The organism is Sphingomonas sp. CFBP 13728, assembly GCF_014841895.1.
Lineage (GTDB): Bacteria > Pseudomonadota > Alphaproteobacteria > Sphingomonadales > Sphingomonadaceae > Sphingomonas.
In genome coordinates this window covers 326937-344044 of the sequence record NZ_JACYUS010000002.1, presented here as the reverse complement: position 1 = coordinate 344044, position 17108 = coordinate 326937, and the positions used below count along the sequence as shown (strand labels likewise).

Annotated in this window: 14 protein-coding genes; 11 read left to right on the top strand and 3 right to left on the bottom strand. The window is 66.7% G+C overall.

Features of this window, described 5'->3' with window-relative positions; translation table 11 throughout:
- The first annotated feature begins 59 nt into the window (after positions 1-59).
- The 5 genes from IFT67_RS10385 to IFT67_RS10365 all read left to right on the top strand — a co-directional run bounded on the left by IFT67_RS10385 (position 60) and on the right by IFT67_RS10365 (position 10155).
- The gene (locus IFT67_RS10385) at positions 60-1394 is read left to right on the top strand and encodes a sugar porter family MFS transporter (protein ID WP_192238257.1); all 1335 of its coding nucleotides are present in this window, start codon (positions 60-62) and stop codon (positions 1392-1394) included.
- A 102-nt stretch (positions 1395-1496) separates the two neighbouring features.
- A complete protein-coding gene (locus IFT67_RS10380) occupies positions 1497-4094 on the top strand; it encodes a porin family protein (RefSeq protein WP_192238256.1) in 2598 nt (865 codons plus the stop codon).
- Between the two features lie 115 nt (positions 4095-4209).
- Positions 4210-7029: a M16 family metallopeptidase gene (locus IFT67_RS10375; RefSeq protein WP_446740813.1), complete on the top strand. Its 2820-nt coding sequence runs from the start codon at positions 4210-4212 to the stop codon at positions 7027-7029.
- A gap of 16 nt (positions 7030-7045) precedes the next feature.
- Positions 7046-7345 carry a hypothetical protein gene (locus IFT67_RS10370; RefSeq protein WP_060525867.1) on the top strand — a complete coding sequence of 100 codons (300 nt, stop codon included), beginning with the start codon at positions 7046-7048 and terminating at the stop codon, positions 7343-7345.
- 299 nt (positions 7346-7644) lie between these two features.
- Positions 7645-10155 carry a DegT/DnrJ/EryC1/StrS family aminotransferase gene (locus tag IFT67_RS10365; RefSeq protein WP_192238254.1) on the top strand — a complete coding sequence of 837 codons (2511 nt, stop codon included), beginning with the start codon at positions 7645-7647 and terminating at the stop codon, positions 10153-10155.
- Positions 10156-10181: 26 nt separating this feature from the next.
- On the opposite strand, the gene IFT67_RS10360 is transcribed toward IFT67_RS10365, so the two are convergent.
- Positions 10182-10886, bottom strand: a complete 705-nt coding sequence (locus tag IFT67_RS10360) for a murein L,D-transpeptidase catalytic domain family protein (protein ID WP_192238253.1) — start codon at positions 10884-10886, stop codon at positions 10182-10184.
- 226 nt (positions 10887-11112) lie between these two features.
- Between IFT67_RS10360 and IFT67_RS10355 the strand changes: the two genes are divergently transcribed.
- The gene (locus IFT67_RS10355; protein WP_192238252.1) at positions 11113-11706 is read left to right on the top strand and encodes a L,D-transpeptidase family protein; all 594 of its coding nucleotides are present in this window, start codon (positions 11113-11115) and stop codon (positions 11704-11706) included.
- Positions 11707-11813: 107 nt separating this feature from the next.
- Here IFT67_RS10355 and IFT67_RS10350 read toward each other — a convergent pair whose 3' ends face one another.
- Together IFT67_RS10350 and ykgO are read right to left on the bottom strand one after the other, a co-directional pair.
- Positions 11814-12428: an HAD-IA family hydrolase gene (locus tag IFT67_RS10350; RefSeq protein WP_192238654.1), complete on the bottom strand. Its 615-nt coding sequence runs from the start codon at positions 12426-12428 to the stop codon at positions 11814-11816.
- A 4-nt stretch (positions 12429-12432) separates the two neighbouring features.
- Complete coding sequence (ykgO, locus tag IFT67_RS10345; protein WP_003046794.1) at positions 12433-12558, bottom strand: type B 50S ribosomal protein L36; 126 nt, start codon at positions 12556-12558, stop codon at positions 12433-12435.
- Between the two features lie 157 nt (positions 12559-12715).
- Between ykgO and IFT67_RS10340 the strand changes: the two genes are divergently transcribed.
- The 5 genes from IFT67_RS10340 to IFT67_RS10320 all read left to right on the top strand — a co-directional run bounded on the left by IFT67_RS10340 (position 12716) and on the right by IFT67_RS10320 (position 17034).
- Positions 12716-13342 (top strand): DUF4136 domain-containing protein, encoded by a 627-nt coding sequence (locus IFT67_RS10340; RefSeq protein ID WP_192238251.1) that lies wholly within the window; start codon positions 12716-12718, stop codon positions 13340-13342.
- A 29-nt stretch (positions 13343-13371) separates the two neighbouring features.
- Positions 13372-14490 (top strand): M14 family metallopeptidase, encoded by a 1119-nt coding sequence (locus IFT67_RS10335; RefSeq protein WP_192238250.1) that lies wholly within the window; start codon positions 13372-13374, stop codon positions 14488-14490.
- 123 nt (positions 14491-14613) lie between these two features.
- Positions 14614-15300 (top strand): 2,3-diphosphoglycerate-dependent phosphoglycerate mutase, encoded by a 687-nt coding sequence (gene gpmA, locus IFT67_RS10330; RefSeq protein WP_192238249.1) that lies wholly within the window; start codon positions 14614-14616, stop codon positions 15298-15300.
- Positions 15301-15485: 185 nt separating this feature from the next.
- The gene (purE, locus tag IFT67_RS10325) at positions 15486-15941 is read left to right on the top strand and encodes a 5-(carboxyamino)imidazole ribonucleotide mutase (protein WP_192238653.1); all 456 of its coding nucleotides are present in this window, start codon (positions 15486-15488) and stop codon (positions 15939-15941) included.
- A 25-nt stretch (positions 15942-15966) separates the two neighbouring features.
- Positions 15967-17034 (top strand): 5-(carboxyamino)imidazole ribonucleotide synthase, encoded by a 1068-nt coding sequence (locus IFT67_RS10320; RefSeq protein WP_192238248.1) that lies wholly within the window; start codon positions 15967-15969, stop codon positions 17032-17034.
- The last annotated feature ends 74 nt before the right edge of the window (positions 17035-17108 follow it).

The following is a 17108-nucleotide window of genomic DNA, read 5'->3' as shown; positions in this document are numbered from 1 at the left end:
TGGTGTCGGCGACCTTGCGGCGCTTGCGGCGGCCGTCAAACTGTTGAAACGTGGCGGGCATGACGATCGCTCCCACCGCATCTCGCCCCTCGGCCCAGCCCAGCACTGTCCTGATCGCGAGCGTCGCCACCGCCGCGCTGGCGGGCCTCCTGTTCGGCTTCGACACCGCGGTGATCGCCGGCGTCACCGGCGCACTCAAGGCCAAGTTCGCGCTCAGCGAGGCGTGGCTAGGCTTCACCGTCTCGTCCGCGCTCTGGGGCACGTTGATCGGTGCGTTGTTCATCGGCACGCTCGGCGATCGCTACGGCAGTCGCAACGTGCTGCGTATCCTCGCCTTTCTCTACGTCGTCACCGCGCTTGGCTGCGCGCTGGCGTGGAACTGGCACAGCTTCCTCAGCTTCCGCTTCATCAACGGCATCGCGATCGGCGGCTCGTCGGTACTCGCGCCCGCCTATATCGCTGAACTCGCGCCACCCGCCCAGCGTGGCAAGATGGTCGGCGGCTTCCAGTTCGCGGTCATCCTCGGCATCCTGCTCGCCTATGTCTCGAACGCAGTCATCGGTTCGCTCGATCTCGGCGATGTCGAGTGGCGGTGGAAGCTCGGGATCGTCGCGGCGCCCTCGCTGGTCTTCTTCGGCCTCCTGTTCCGTATCCCCAATTCACCGCGCTGGCTGCTCGCCAAGGGCCGCGATGCCGAAGCGAAGGACGTGCTGGCGCTGGTCGGCATGAGCCCCGACATCGCCCGGCAAGAGCTCGACACGCCGAAGGGCGATGCCAAGCTCTCCTGGACGCGCCATCGCAAGCCGATCACGCTGGCCTTCCTGGTCGCGATGTTCAACCAGTTCAGCGGCATCAACGCGTTCCTCTATTACCTCAACGACATCTTCAAGGCGTCGGGCGGCAGCCTGTCGCCCGATCTCCAGGCGGTGATGATCGGGGTCGCCAACATGGTCTTCACGCTGCTCGGCATGCTGCTGATCGACCGGATCGGCCGCCGCACGCTGCTGTTGTGGGGCTCGGCGGGCATGACCGCGGCGCTCACCGTCGGCGGGCTGGCGCTGCTCGGCGTGCTGGCAAGCTGGCTGCTGCTGCCGTCGCTGATCGTCTTCATCATGTTCTTCGCGCCGGGCTCGGGCGCGGTGATCTGGGTCTATATCTCGGAGGTCTTCCCGCAGAACGTCCGTGCACGCGGATCGAGCATCGGGTCGTCGAGCCATTGGGGCTGGAACGCGGTGATCGCGCAGGTCTTCCCGATCGCCGCGGCATGGTCGGCGGGCGTGCCGTTCCTCTTCTTCGCCGCGATGATGGCGGTGCAGTTCGTCACCGTGTTCCTCTACTTCCCCGAGACCAAGGGCGTGCCGCTCGAGGAGATGGACGCACACATGTCGCGGTAACCGGCGGTCGCGACGATTCACTGCCGAACCGGCACAATCCTGCGACAATTGGGCACTAGTTCAAACCCCTGATCGACGGTCGATCATAGGGGTGGAACGGGTATGCGCAGTTTGGGTCTGGTTCTGGCGGTGAGCATGCCTGCGATGGCCGCCGCGCAACAGGCGCCGTCGCAGCCCGCCGCCGCGGCGGCCGCGCAGACGCCGGAACAGGACGAGGCGGCCGACGCGGAGGAGATCGTCGTCACCGGTTCGCGTAAGCTGCCGGGCTCGGTGATCGGCGACATCCCGCCCGACCAGACGCTGGGCCAGGCCGAGATCCGTTCGTACGGCGTCAGCTCGATCTCCGACCTGCTGAGCGAACTCAGCCCGCAGACCACCAGCGGTCGCGGCAGCGGCGGCGCGCCGGTCGTGCTGCTCAACGGCCGCCGTATCTCCAGCTTCTCCGAGATCCGCGACATCCCGACCGAGGCGATCCAGCGCGTCGAGATCCTGCCCGAGGAGGTGGCGCTCAAATACGGCTACCGCGCCGACCAGAAGGTCGTGAACTTCGTCCTGCGCCGCCGCTTCCGCGCGGTCACTGCGGAGGCGACCGACCGGATGCCGACCGAGGGGGGCAGCAACACGCCGCTGGGCGAGGTCGACCTGCTCACCATCGCGCGCGACCGCCGGCTCAACCTCCACGTCGAATACACCTCGACCTCGGCGCTGACCGAGGCCGAACGCGACATAACCCCGCTCGCCAGCACCGCCGTCGGCGCGAGCGGCGCGATCATCGATCCCACGCCGCTTCGCACGCTCGAGCCCGCGAACAGCACGTTCACCGCGAACGGCGTCTATGCGCGCAACATCTTCGGCAACATCGGCGCGACGATCAACGGACGCATCGAATCGACCGACAGCCGCAGCCTCAACGGCCTGCCCGTCGCCGCGCTGACGCTCGCGGACGGCACCACCGTCGTCAACCGTGCGCTCGACGACGACGGCTTCCTCCCGCTCGCGCAGCGCACCTCGTCGATCGCCGCGCATCTCGGCACCACGCTCAACGGCGATCTCGGCACATGGCGCTGGAACGTGACGGGCAATTACGACCGCAGCGATACGCAGACCTTCACCGAGACGGGCGTCGACGCGACCGCCTTCAATGCAAGGCTCGCGGCGGGGGATCCGACCGCCAATCCGTTCGGCCGTCTTACCGCGGGCGACATCGGTGCGGCGCCCGGCAACCGCGCCTATGCCTCGCAAAGCACCGGCGGCGTCGACGCGGTCATCAACGGCAACCTGTTCAACCTGCCGGCGGGTGCGATCTCAACGACGATCAAGCTCGGTGCGGAGACCGCCGATTTCAGCAGCCGCTCCTTCCGTGCGTTAAGCGAACAGACCGGCCAGGTCTCGCGCGATACCGTCAACGGCCAGGTCAATGTCGACCTGCCGCTTACCAGCCGGTCGAAGGGCGTCCTGCCGTTCCTCGGCACGCTGTCGGCGAACTTCAACGTCGCCGAGGATCACCTGTCGGACTTCGGCACGCTGACCACGCTCGGTTACGGCGCGAACTGGTCGCCGATCGAGGGCGTGCGCGTCATCGCCTCGGTCACCGACACCGACGAGGCACCGACCGCACAGCAGCTCGGCAATCCGTCGATCGCCACGTCCAACGTCCGCATCTTCGACTACGTGACCGGCACCACTGCGACCGTCACGACGATCAGCGGCGGCAATCCGGGGCTGGTCGCCGACAACAACCACGTCAAGAAAGTCGGCCTGACACTGAAGCCTTGGACCGCCAAGGACCTGTCGATCACCGCGAACTATGTCGAGAGCCGGGTCGACGATCCGATCGCCGCCTTCCCCTCGGCGACTGCGGCGATCGAGGCGGCGTTCCCCAGCCGTTTCACGCGCGATGCCGGTGGCAACCTGTTGCAGGTCGACCGCCGCCCGATCAATTTCGCGCGTAGCGAGCGCTCCGAACTGCGCTGGGGGATCAACTTCTCCGCGCCGCTCAAATCGAAGATCCAGAAGGAGCTTGAGGCCTATCGCGCGGGCACCGGCCCCAACCCGTTCGAAGGGCTCCAGCCTCCCGGCGGTTTCCGTCGACCCGAAGGCGCGAGTGGCGACGGTCCGCGCGGGCAGGGCGGTCCCGGTGGTGGCGGGCCTGGCGGTGGCGGACCCGGCGGCGGTGGCGGGCGCGGCTTCCGCGGTCGCGGCGGACAGGCCGGCGGGCGCATCCAGTTCGCGGTCTACCACACCTGGCACTTCACCGATCGCGTGCTCGTCGCCGATGGCGGCCCACGCCTGAACCTGCTCGACGGCGATGCGATCGGCAACAGCGGCGGCCAGGCGCGTCACGAACTGGAGGCGCAGGCGGGCTATACCAACAATGGCCTCGGCGCGCGCATCTCCGCCAATTACGCGACCGGCACGACGGTCAATGGCGGCACTGCGGCTGCGCCCTCGACGCTCAACTTCGGCGGCCTCGCGACCGCCAACGTCCGTCTGTTCGCCGATCTCGGCCAGCGCCTCGAATGGGTGAAGGCGCATCCGTGGCTGCGCGGCATGCGCGTCAGCCTGTCGGTCGACAACGTCCTCAATACCCGCCAGCGCGTCACCGATGCGACCGGCGCGACGCCGAACAACTACCAGCCGGACTATCTCGACCCGTTCGGCCGCGCGGTCCGGATCAGCGTCCGTAAGCTGTTCTTCTGAGCGCCATTTTGCCGCGAAACTCGATGCATCTATCCTGTTGCCCGACGACGAAGCGCGCCTATGATGCGACGAGATCGTTCGAAACCTAGGATAGTGTTCGCATATGGCTTTGAAAATGACCGCGCTTGCGGGTGTCGCTGCAATCGCCCTCGTCTCGCCCGCCATGGGCCAGACGCAGCGGCCCGCTACGCCCACGGCAAAGCCGGCGCCGGTCGCAGAGCTCGTGAAGTCGGTCGATATCCCCTACCAGCAGTTCACGCTGAAGAACGGCCTGCGCGTCGTCGTGCACACCGATCGCAAGGCGCCCGTCGTGGCAGTGTCGGTCTGGTACAACGTCGGCTCGAAGTTCGAGCCCAAGGGCAAGACCGGCTTCGCGCATCTGTTCGAACATCTGATGTTCAACGGCTCCGAGAACGCACCGGGTGATTTCTTCGAACCGCTGAAGCAGGTCGGCGCGACCGACTACAACGGCACGACCTATTATGATCGTACCAATTACTTCGAGACGGTGCCGACCGCTGCGCTCGACCGCGCGATGTTCCTCGAATCCGACCGCATGGGCTATCTCACCGGTGCGATCACGCAGGGCGTGCTCGACGAGCAGCGCGGCGTCGTCCAGAACGAAAAGCGCCAGGGCGACAACCAGCCCTACGGCCTGACCGAATACAAGATCACCGAGGGGCTGTTCCCCGCCACGCACCCCTACGGCCACACCACGATCGGCTCGATGGCGGATCTCGATGCGGCGTCGCTGCAGACGGTGAAGGACTGGTTCAAGGATCATTACGGCCCGAACAACGCGGTGCTGGTGCTTGCCGGTGACGTCGATGCGGCGACCGCGAAGCGTCTCGCCGAGAAGTATTTCGGTGGCATTCCCAAGGGTGCCGAGAGCATCGTTCCCCCGGCACCGATCCCGACGCTGCCGGCGCCGGTGAGCGAGACGATCAAGGACCGTGTCGCCGCGGTGATGATCAGCCGCAACTGGGTGGTCCCCGGCCTCAACGACAAGGACGGCACCGCGCTCAGCGTCGCGGCGGGCGTGCTCGGCGGGCTCGCGAGCAGCCGGTTCGACACCGCGCTGGTCAAGAAGGAGAAGCTGGTCACGCGCATCTCCGCGTCGAACAACAGCTTCAGCCAGCTCGGCATGTTCCAGATCGAGGCGATCGTCCGCCAGGGCGTCGACCCTGCGCTGGTGTCGAAGCGGATCGACGAGATCCTCGCCGACTTCCTCAAGAACGGCCCGACTGCCGACGAGGTCAGCCGCGTCGCGACGACGACCGCGTCGCGCACGATGGAGGGGCTCGAGTCCGTCGGCGGGTTCGGCGGCAAGGCGGTGACGCTCGCCGAAGGCGCGCTCTATTCGAACGATCCCGGCTATTACAAGAAACAGCTGTTGCAGCTGGCCGCCGAGACGCCCGCGAGCGTGAAGGCCGCCGCGGCGAAGTGGCTGTCGCGTCCGGCCTATTCGCTGACCGTCGTACCGGGCGCGCGCGATGCGTACGCCAACGCGGTCGTGCCGCCCAAGGTCGACGTCGTGCCCGCACCCGAGGCGCCGCTCAAGGGGACGCGGGGGCCGTTGCCAGGCGTCGGCACGGTTGCCGGCCTGAGCTTCCCGAGCGTCGAGCGCACGCGCCTGTCGAACGGTATCGAGCTGGTCTACGCACAGCGCACCGCGGTGCCGGTGACGCAGGCGGTGCTGAGCTTCGATGCGGGCGTGGCGGCGGACGTTCCGACCAAGCTCGGTACGCAGAAGCTGACGCTGTCGATGATCGACCAAGGCACCGCGACACGCGATTCGGTCGCGCTGGCCGAAGCCAAGGAGCGGCTCGGCGCGGAGATCGGTTCGGGCGCGTCGAACGACCGGACGTTCCTGTCGTTGCAGGTGCCGAGCGCGAATCTCGCGCCCGCGGTCGACCTGTTCGCCGATATCGCGCAGAACCCGGCCTTCGCCGATGCCGAGGTCGCGCGCGTCAAGAACCAGCAGCTCGCGCAGATCGCGCAGGAACTGACCAGCCCGCAGGGATTGGCGACTCGCGTCCTGCCGAAGCTGCTCGGGCCGACCTCGCCCTATGCCAAGGCGCAGGGCAGCGGCGATCCGAAGGCGGTCGCAGGGCTGACCCGCGCCGATCTGGTCGCGTTCCAGCAGGCATGGCTGCGGCCGGACAAGGCGAAGATCTTCGTCGTCAGCGATCGTCCGCTTGCCGAAGTGAAGGCCGCGCTCGATACGCGGTTCGGGACGTGGCGGCCGACGGGGGCGCCGGGCGTCAAGGCGTTCCCGGCGACCGTCACGCCGTCCGCGCCGAAGATCGTGCTGATCGACCGGCCGGACAGCCCGCAGTCGCTGATCATCGCGGGCATCCCGACCGGATTGAAGGGCACGCAGGACCTGCTGCCGATCGCGACCGCGAACGATGCGCTCGGCGGCAGCTTCCTCGGTCGCGTCAACATGGACCTGCGCGAGAGCAAGCACTGGTCCTACGGCGTCTCGGGTCGCTTCCAGCAGTCCGAGAATGCCGCGCCGTACATCCTGTCGGCACCCGTGCAGGCGGACCAGACCGGTCCGTCGATCGCTGCACTGCGCAGCGATGTCGCTGCGTTCCTCGGCAAGGAGCCGATGACGCAGGCGGAGTTCGACCGCGCGATCAACGGCGCGATCCGCTCGCTTTCGGGTAATTTCGAGACGTCGGACGCGGTGCTCGGCGCGATGCAGCAGAACGACCTGCTCAAGCGGCCCGACAATTACTACGCGACGATCACGCAGCGATACCAGGGACTTAACCTGCCTCAACTCAACACCGCGATCCAGCAGGCGATCGATCCGAAGAAGACGATCTGGGTCGTGGTCGGCGATGCGAAGACGGTGCGACCGCAGCTTGACAGCATCGGCCTGCCGGTTGAGGTCGTGCCTGCGGCGGCGGTTGCCGGCGCCAAGTAGTTCAGGAGAGAGTGCAATGGCAAACGTCGATGGCAGCTGGGATTGCGTGGTCAAATCGCCGCTGGGCGATCAGAAGATGACGCTGACCGTCAACAGCGCTGGCAGCACCTTCACCGGTGCGGTATCGGGCGCGATGGGTGGCATGGACGTGACGGGTGACGTCGATGGCGACACGATCACCTGGAAGCAGAGCATGACCGTGCCGATGCCGATGACACTCGACTGCAAGGCGACCGTCGAGGACGACGTCCTCAAGGGCAGCGTCGCGGCCGGCGCTTTTGGCAGCTTCCCGCTGACCGGTACGCGTACGGCCTGACCGGAAGGCCAGTATCCGAGACCTGAAGGGCCCGTCTTTCCCAACAGGGAGAGGCGGGCCTTTTCATGGACATGGATACAATCCAGGATTTCGCGTCGGCGATAGAGTTGATCGTGAGTCGCGCCGCGATCCGATCGGCACCACCGGGCGATCGTTCCTAGATGAGCCTGCAGTCGATACGATCGAGATATCTGCCCGGATCGATGTCAAAACTGTACAAAACTCAAAAACACGGCGATGTAACTGGTTCTTAGGAGGCTGTACGCCAAGGTCTGCGCGAACAGCCGCCGGGACCGCCCATGAAACGTCTTCCCCTGATCGCCCCGAACCCGCCGCGCCTGAGCGAGCATCTCGATGCGCTGCGCCGCGTCGAGGAGTCGGGGGTGTTCAGCAACAATGGCCCGGAGGTGCGCGCGTTCGAGGCAGGCGTGACCGAGACGCTGTTCGGCGGCCACGGCGCCAGCCTCGCGGTCGGCAGCGCGACGCTCGGCCTGATGCTCGCGATCCGTCACGCATCGGGCATGCGGACGGGTAACCTCGATCCCAAGCCCGGCACGCTGGCGCTGATGCCCGCGATGACGTTCGCCGCGACCGCACAGGCGGCGGCATGGGCGGGTCTGACGCCGCTGATCTGCGATATCGATCCCGACGACTGGGGCGCATGCGCGCGCGACGAGGAGCGGCTGCTGCACCGCCACGGCGAGCGGATCGGCGTGGTCGTGCCCTATGCCACCTTCGGCAACGCGATCGACCTCGATCGGTACGCGCATTACCAGAAACGCTACGGCGTCGGCATCGTGATCGACGCGGCGTCTTCGCTCGGCACGCGCGACGATGCGGGCGAGGGGTTCGGCGCGCGCGCACCGTTCGCGGTGGTCCACTCGATGCACGCGACCAAGACGTTCGCGGTCGGGGAGGGCGGGCTGGTCCACAGCGGCGACGTCGACCTGATCGCGACGCTGCGCGCGATGGGCAATTTCGGGTTCGAAGGCAGCCGCAACGCGACCCTGCCCGGGATCAACGCCAAGCTGCCCGAGATCCTCGCGATCATGGCACAGGCCAAGCTCGCCGAGATCGACTCCGTCACCGCGCACCGCGCTCTCCTCGAAGCGACCTACCGCGAGACGCTCGCCACGTTCCAGCTCCAGACGGTCTCGGGCCAGCGCCGCGCGATGCAGTTCATGCCCGTGCTGTTGCCCGAGCGTCTCGCGCATCACCGCGACGCGATCGTCGAGGACATCGAGGCGCAGGGCATCGGCTGCGGCCGGTATTTCAGCCCGCATCTCGGCGAACAGCCCTGGTTCCAGGCGACCGCGGTGATCGAGGCGACACCCGTCGCGGACAGGATCGCCGGGCGCATGCTGTCGTTGCCGATCACCGATGCGATGACCGTCGCGGATGTCCAGCGCGCGGCCGGAGCAGTCGTGAATGCTTGCGCGGCGATCGTCCGGCCGCGCGATCGGCGTGCCTCGGTGCGCGGCGCTGCCGGCACGGTCGCGTCGGTGATCGTGATCGGCGGCGGTCCGGCGGGGACGGCGATGCTGACCTCCGCGACCAAGCGTGGCCTGCTGCCCGATCTCGCCGCGTCGGGGCTGATGGTGATCGAGCGTGGCGGCGCGATCGGCGGCGGGCAACTCGGGCGTTACGCGATCACCTCCGATTCGACCGCGGATACCTTCCTGAGCAGCGTGCGCGACAATATTCATCCCGAACTCGCGCGGCTGGTGGATCACCCCGCCGGGCGTGCGGTAGCCGCGCATCAGAACGCGCTCGGCGTGCCGCTGGCCGAGGTCGGCCCGTTGCTGCGCGCTACCGGCGACCGGCTGACCGATATCGTCCGCGAAAACGGAGGAACAGTGCTGGTCGGGCACGAGGCGCTCGGCGTGAAGCGGGTCGGCGACGCGCTGTGGAGCGTGCAGCTCCGACGCGTGGCCGATGGTCATGTCTTCGAACAGGTCGCATCCAGCGTCGTCGTCGCGACCGGCGGCCATCAGCCGCTCGATCGGCTCGCGACGCAGCGTGTCGCCGGCGCGCGCCTGATCGATCTCGCATCGGGCAAGTTGCTGCAATCGGACGATGTCCTGACGCTCGGTGGTTTCGACAAGGTCGTCGATCTGCTCGCCGGCAAGCGCAACCCTCGGATCGCGGTGATCGGTGGGTCGACCAGCGCGCTGACGACGATCGCACTCCTGTTGAAGAGCCAGCCCGCGTTGCCGCTCGGCGCCGGCGCCATCACCTTGCTGCACCGGCGGCCGCTACGCCCCTTCTACCATTCGGCGGAGGCCGCGCATGCCGAGGGGTTCACCGATTTCGGTCCCGACGACATCTGCCCGGTGTCGGGCTTCGTCTATCGCCTCGCCGGATTCCGCCTCGAGGCACGCGAACTCGTCGTCCGGATGCTCGGGATCGATGGCCGCGTACCCGATCCACGCGTCGCGCTTCACCGGATCGCAGGCGACGACGATGCAGCCGCCCGCGCGTACATCGAGCAAGCGGACATCGTCATCGCCGCGCTAGGCTACCGCCCGATCGCGATCCCGATCGCGGACCGTGACGGTAGTCCGATCGCCCTTGCCGCGCATGACGGCCGCCCCATGGTCGATCGGCACTGTCGGATCATGGATGCTGCCGGCATGCCGATCGCCGGGCTCTATGGCTTGGGACTCGCGGCCGGTTTCGTGCCTTGGGGCCCGCTCGGCGGCGAATGCAGCTTCACCGGGCAGGCCAACGGCCTGTGGCTCTGGCAGAACGCGGTCGGATCGATGATCGTCGACCAGGTGATGGAAGCGCAGGTTAAGGCCGCCGCCTGATCGGACGGCCCCCGTCAGACGTCGGGTTACACCTTTGCGGCGTAGATCATCCGGCCGGCACCGAGCCGTGCGAACACTTGGTCGAGATCGCGCTCGCCGACTGCGAAGCACCCCTGGCTGCGACCCAGCATGCCGTGGCTCTCGATCATGTCCTTGTTCGCATACCACGCCGAATGCACCACGATCGCACGATCGAGCGCATTGTTGTTGGTCGGGTCGAGCCCGATCAGACGCTGCGAGCGGCCATGCTTGCCGACATAATAATCGTCGGTGACGAACGCGCCCTCGGAAGAGGCGTTCGAGCCGAAGCGGTTCGAGAAGCGCTCGAGATAGCCGGTATGCGCCGGATCCGAACCGCTGCCGTGCGCGACCAGCAGCGATGTGCTGCGCCCGCTGGCGAGGTCGACGAAGTGGAACCGCGGCTTGCCCGACGGCGCCGCGAAATCGGCGATCGCGATGCGGTCGTGATGCTGGATGCGGCTGCCGTGACGGCTGAGCGACGCCATCGCCTGGCGCAGCAGGTCGGGACGGACCACCTTCGGCGACGTAACTGCGACCGTCGTCCGCGGCAGCGGTGGCTGCGTCATCGGCTTCAGATCACGTGCGGTCAGCGGACGTCCAAGACGCGTCGTCGCCGACACTGCCCCCGGCACCGCCAGAGCCCCCGCCAATACCAAACCATTCTTCAGAAGCGCGCGTCGTTCGCGCACAAGACCTTGCTCGTCGTGCATCGATTTTCCCGAAATTGCCCCGTTTCTTGGAGACCCGTATAACCGATTTTCCGTAAATATTCTGCAACCATTTCCACTGGTTGTGGGTCCGTTCCCTCGAACTACCCCGGCTTGGGGTCGGTTCGTCGACTCAATCCTCCGACGGCACGTTTTGATGAATCGCGCGTTGGGCGAAAATATCGGGGATTCGAGAACGGACGCGACGATGCGCATGATGGCGAGCAGGATGGTACGGTCGGTTACGACAATGGGGCTGGCCTTGTCGCTGTCGGCGGGCGCAACCCCCGCGTTCGCCGCGTCGACCGCGACGCTTGCCGCGATGCCGATCGAACAGGCCGCGACCGAACTGTCGCCGAACCAGTTCGTCTGGAAGGACAATGGCTCCAGCGAGCCCGTGAGCATCGTCATCAGCCTGCAGGAGCAGCGCGCGTTCGTCTATCGCGGGTCGACGATGATCGCCGCGACGACGATCTCCAGTGGCAAGGATGGCAAGGACACGCCGGTCGGCACCTATCCGATCCTGCAGAAGAACGCGGTCCATAAGTCGAGCCTGTACGACGATGCATCGATGCCGTTCATGCAGCGGCTGACCTGGGATGGGATCGCGATCCACGCGGGGCGCAACCCCGGCTTCCCCGCGTCACACGGCTGCATCCGCGTGCCGCTCGGTTTCGCGAAGCAGTTGTTCGGCGTGACGACGCTGGGGACGACCGTGACGGTGACGGACGATTTCGAGGGTGGGATGATCCCGGAAGCGCCGGTCCCGGATCAGGAGACGGCGGTGGCGAACCTGCGCCAATCGATCTCGCTCGAGCAGTGACCCGGCGATAGGCGAAGGCGGCGCCCACTTACTTGTTCTCCCGCGAAGGCGGGAGCCCAGTCTGGGTCCCCGCCTTCGCGGGGAAACAAACTTTGGCCAGGTAACGGCTAAGCCGCGAGTGGGAGCCCAAGCTCGACCAACCGCGCATGAAAATCCGCCGCATCGGTAAACAGCACCGATTCGATCCCCAACGCCCGCGCCGCCGCCACGTTCGCCGCATTGTCGTCGACGAACACCGCATCTTCCGCCGCCAGCCCGAATCGCTCCAGCGCCAGCCGATAGATCGCCGCATCCGGCTTCACCATCTTCTCCTCGCCCGACACGACCACGTCGCGGAACCGGTCGAACAGCTGTGCTTCACGCGCGCGAAAGGGTGGCCAGAACTCGTGGCTGAAGTTCGTGATCGCGAACAGCGGTACGCCGGCCGCGTCCAGCTCCTCGACGATCTCGTGCATGCCCGCGATTCGCGCACCGATGCTGTCGTTGAATCGCGGCCCCCAGGCGGCGATCAGGTCGGCATGCTGCGGATGCAACGCGGCAAGCTCCGCCGAGGTGTCGGCGAAGTCGCGGCCAGCGTCGTGCTGGAAGTGCCAATCGATCGTCACGACGTCGCGCAGGAACGCGTCGAGCGCCCGATCGTCGTCGATCAGGCGCTCGTACAGGATCCGGGGATCCCAGTCGTAAAGGACACGACCGACGTCGAAAATGACGGCGGTTATCAGGGCTTTAGCCCTGGCGTGCCTTGAAGCGACGGTTGGTCTTGTTGATGACGTAGGTACGGCCACGACGACGGATCACGCGGTTATCGCGGTGACGATCCTTGAGCGACTTCAGGGAATTGCGGATCTTCATGATCGATTCGCTTCTTTTCAAATCTAGGTGTGCGGAAAGACGGGATCGCCTAATGGCGGGGTGTGTCCAAGTCAAGCAACGGACACGCTCATACCATCCGGGAACCCACTCGGCTGGTCCGAGCGTTACTATAGCGCAACATTCTAAGGAAGTCCCGATGGCGGTTCGTTCGATCCTGGTCCTGGCGCTGGCAAGCGCATCCCTCACCGCGTGCGCGACCGGCCCGTCGCTGCCACCGACCGAGGTGCTGCGCTATCATCTCGGCGAGCCGATCGACCGCGGCACCATCGCCGTCCAGCCGCTGACCGCCGGCGGCCCGGCCAGCATCGAGTTCAAGACCTATGCCGCCGCCGTGCAGGGCCAGTTGCTCCAGGCCGGTTACAGCGTCCCCGCACCCGGCACGAAGCCGCTGCTGGTCGCGACCGTAGGCTTCACCCGCACCACGCAGGCAGGGCCACCCAAGCAGTCGCCGTTCAGCATCGGCATCGGTGGCGGCGGCTTCAGCGGTGGCGGTGGTCGTCGCGGCGGCGGTGGTGGCGTCGGGCTCGGCGGCGGGGTTGGCTTCCCGATCGGCGGCGGCGGCAGCACCGCGATCCTCGTCTCCGAACTGTCGGTGACGATCAAGCGCAGCGCCGACCAGTCGCCCGTCTGGGAAGGCCGCGCGCAGTCGTTCGCCGACGCCCGCAAGGCCGACGCGACGACCGATATCCAGGCCGGAAAGCTCGCACGCGCGCTCTTCGCAGGCTTCCCCGGCGAGTCCGGTCGCACTATCCAGGTGAAATGAACGCCCCAAGAGAAACGAACGCAAACGCCATGAGCCCGACCATCAACGCAGCCTTCGATGGCGGCAACATCCGTGTTGTCGCCATCGAGGGAGACCGAATCGACCTGGAGATCGTCACCGATTTCCAGTCCGATTTCTTCCAGTGGTTCTATTTCCGCGTGGCGGGCGCTGCCGGACGGACGCTGACCTACCGTATCCTGAATGCGGGCAAGTCGGCCTATCCGTTCGGTTGGCCGGGCTACAAGACGCGCGCCAGCACCGATCGCCAGGCGTGGCGGATGATCGAGACGCGCTATGACAATGGCGTGCTCGAATTCGACTTCACCGCCGATACCGATCTCGCCTGGTTCGCCTATTTCGCGCCGTACACGATGGAAATGCACGAGGCGCTGGTGGCGCGTACCGCGTTGCTGCCGGGCGTCGCGCACCGCGAGCTTGGCCAGTCGCTTGACGGTCAGGCGATCGATTGCTTCACGATAGGCTCGGGCCCCAAGCAGGTCTGGATCTACGGCCGCCAGCACCCCGGCGAATCGATGACCGAGTGGTGGATGGAAGGCGCGCTGGAGCGGCTGACCGATTCGGCCGACCCGATCACCGCGGACCTGTTGGCGAAGGCGACCTTCAACGTCGTCCCCAACATGAACCCGGACGGCACGCGCCGCGGTCATCTGCGCACCAATGCCGTGGGCGTGAACCTCAACCGCGAATGGCACACGCCGACGCCGGAGAAGAGCCCGGAAGTCCTGTGCGTCCGCAACGCGATGGACCTGACCGGCGTCGACGTCGCGATGGACATCCACGGCGACGAGGCAATCCCCGCGAACTTCATCGCAGGTTTCGAGGGCATCCCGTCCTGGACCGACGCGCACGGCGAGAAGTTCTACGATTACGGCCGGCGGCTCGCGGCGCACACGCCCGATTTCCAGACCGAGAAGGGCTATCCCAAGTCCGCACCGGGGTCGGCCAACCTGTCGATGTCGACCAACCAGCTCGCCGAGCGCTTCGGTGCGGTGTCGATGACGCTGGAGATGCCGTTCAAGGATCACGACGCCAACGCCGATCCTGAATTCGGCTGGTCGCCCGAGCGCTCGAAACAGCTCGCGCATGCGATGCTCGAGACACTTGCCGGCATGATCGACGAAATCTGACCTGATAACAATGGCTTGGTACGGTCTGGAGGCTTGGGTCCAAGCGCTGCGGACCGTGCCTAGGCCTAACCTTATCCTAACCTTTGAACCCTTCCGTTCAGTCCCGCCATCCCAGGAGCCCGAATGCCCACTCTCGTCCTGATCCGCCACGGCCAGTCCACCTGGAACCTCGAGAACCGCTTCACTGGCTGGTGGGACGTCGACATGACCGCCAAGGGTGAGGCCGAAGCCAAAGCCGCGGGCGAGCTGATGGCCGCCAAGGGTCTCGACTTCGACCAGACCTTCGTCAGCCTCCAAACGCGGGCTATCAAGACGCTCAATATCGCGCTCGAAGCGATGGGCCGGCTCTGGCTCCCGGTGGAGAAGGACTGGCGTCTCAACGAGCGTCACTATGGCGGCCTGACCGGGCTCGACAAGGCCGAGACCGCCGCCAAGCACGGAGACGCGCAGGTCCATATCTGGCGCCGCAGCTTCGACGTCCCGCCGCCCGTACTCGACGACGGTAGCGAGTTCGACCTGTCCAAGGACCGCCGCTACGCCGGCATCGCCATCCCCAAGACGGAAAGCCTCAAGGATACCATCGCCCGCGTCCTCCCCTATTGGGACGAGCGGATCGCGCCCGCGCTCAAGGACGGCCAGCGCATCCTGATCTCCGCCCACGGCAACTCCCTCCGCGCGCTGGTCAAGCACCTGTCCAACATCCCCGACGACGAGATCACCAGCCTCGAGATCCCGACCGGCCAGCCGATCGTCTACGAACTCGACGCCGACCTGAACGCCACCGACCGCTACTACCTGAGCGAACGCTGAGCTACGCGCGCCGTCATCCTGACGAAAGTCAGGATCCAGAGCCAAGGACGTCGAGGTTCGTGGCTCTGGATCCTGGGTCGAGCCCAGGATGACGGAGTCGGGCGACGGTTGCCCAATCTCCCCCACGTCGCTAGGCACGGCGCTCCTTGAATCAGGGGGCGATCGTGGCTCTAGTCGGCATCATCATGGGCAGCACCTCCGATTGGGAGACGATGCGCCACGCCGCCGAGACGCTCGACGCGCTCGACGTCGCCTACGAGACCAAGGTCGTCTCCGCGCACCGCACGCCCCAACGCCTCTACGACTACGCGACCACCGCCGGCGATCGCGGCCTCAAGGTGGTGATCGCCGGTGCCGGCGGCGCGGCGCACCTCCCCGGCATGGCCGCCTCGATGACGCACCTTCCGGTACTCGGCGTCCCCGTCGAATCGAAGGCGCTGAAGGGCATGGATAGCCTGCTCTCGATCGTCCAGATGCCCGGCGGCATCCCGGTCGGCACGCTCGCGATCGGCAAGCCCGGCGCGATCAACGCCGGCCTTCTGGCGGCCGCGATCCTCGCGACGTCCGACGACGCACTGGCCGAGCGCCTCAAAGCCTGGCGCGCCGCACAGACCGACGCCGTCGCCACCGACCCCATTTGAGCACGATAGCCTGAAAGACGCTGACATGACGCCGCTTCCCCCCGGATCGACCATCGGCATCCTCGGCGGAGGTCAGCTCGGCCGCATGCTCGCGACCGCCGCGGCCCAGCTCGGCTATCACACCCACGTCCTTGCGCCCGACCAGGAGAGCGTCGCCGCGCAGTCCGCCTCGACTATGACGCGCGCCGACTATCACAACCGCATCGTGCTCGCCGACTTCGCCGACGCCTGCGACGTCATCACCTACGAGTTCGAGAACATCGCGGTCGAGCCCGTGGAATGGCTCGCAGACCGCGTCCCCGTCCACCCAAGCCCCCGCGCACTCCGTGTCGCACAGGAACGGATCGGCGAAAAACGCTTCGTGGAGAGCGTCGGCGGCCGTCCGGCACCGTGGGCTGCAGTCGACAGCCTCGAAAGCCTGCAGGTGGGCCTGAAGGCGATCGGCACCCCCGCCATCCTCAAGACAGCGCGCTTCGGCTATGACGGCAAGGGACAGGTCAAGATCGACACGCCCGAAGGCGCGCAAGCCGCCTGGGACACGATCGGCGGTCCCGCAGTCCTCGAAGCCTTCGTACCGTTCGAGCACGAATTCTCGATCCTGATTGCCCGCGGCCTCGACGGCAGCATCGCGCGCTACGACCCGCCGCTCAACGTCCACCGCGATGCGATCCTCCGGCATTCCACGGTACCCGCACCCGCCGAGGTACTAGCCCAGGCCGACGAAGCCGCCGCGCTGGCGCAGCGGATCGCGGCTGAACTCGACTATGTCGGCGTGCTGGCGTGCGAGTTCTTCGTCGGCGCCGACGGCCCGGTGTTCAACGAGATGGCCCCCCGCGTGCACAATTCCGGCCACTGGACGATCGAGGGCGCCGAATGCTCGCAATTCGAAAACCACATCCGCGCGATCTGCGGCCTGCCGCTCGGCGCGACGACGCTGACCGGGCGCGAAGCGACCATGAAGAACCTGATCGGCGACGACGCGGACCGCTGGGCTGAGTTGCTCGCCGAGTCCGGCGCGCACCTGCACTTGTACGGCAAGGGCACCGTCCGGCCGGGGCGAAAGATGGGCCATGTAACACGTGTGACGCGCTAGGCGCGGGATCGGGTCGTTCGGTCGATGTGCAAAGCTGCGGTACGAAATCGCGGCGACTGAGGACAACTGCTGCG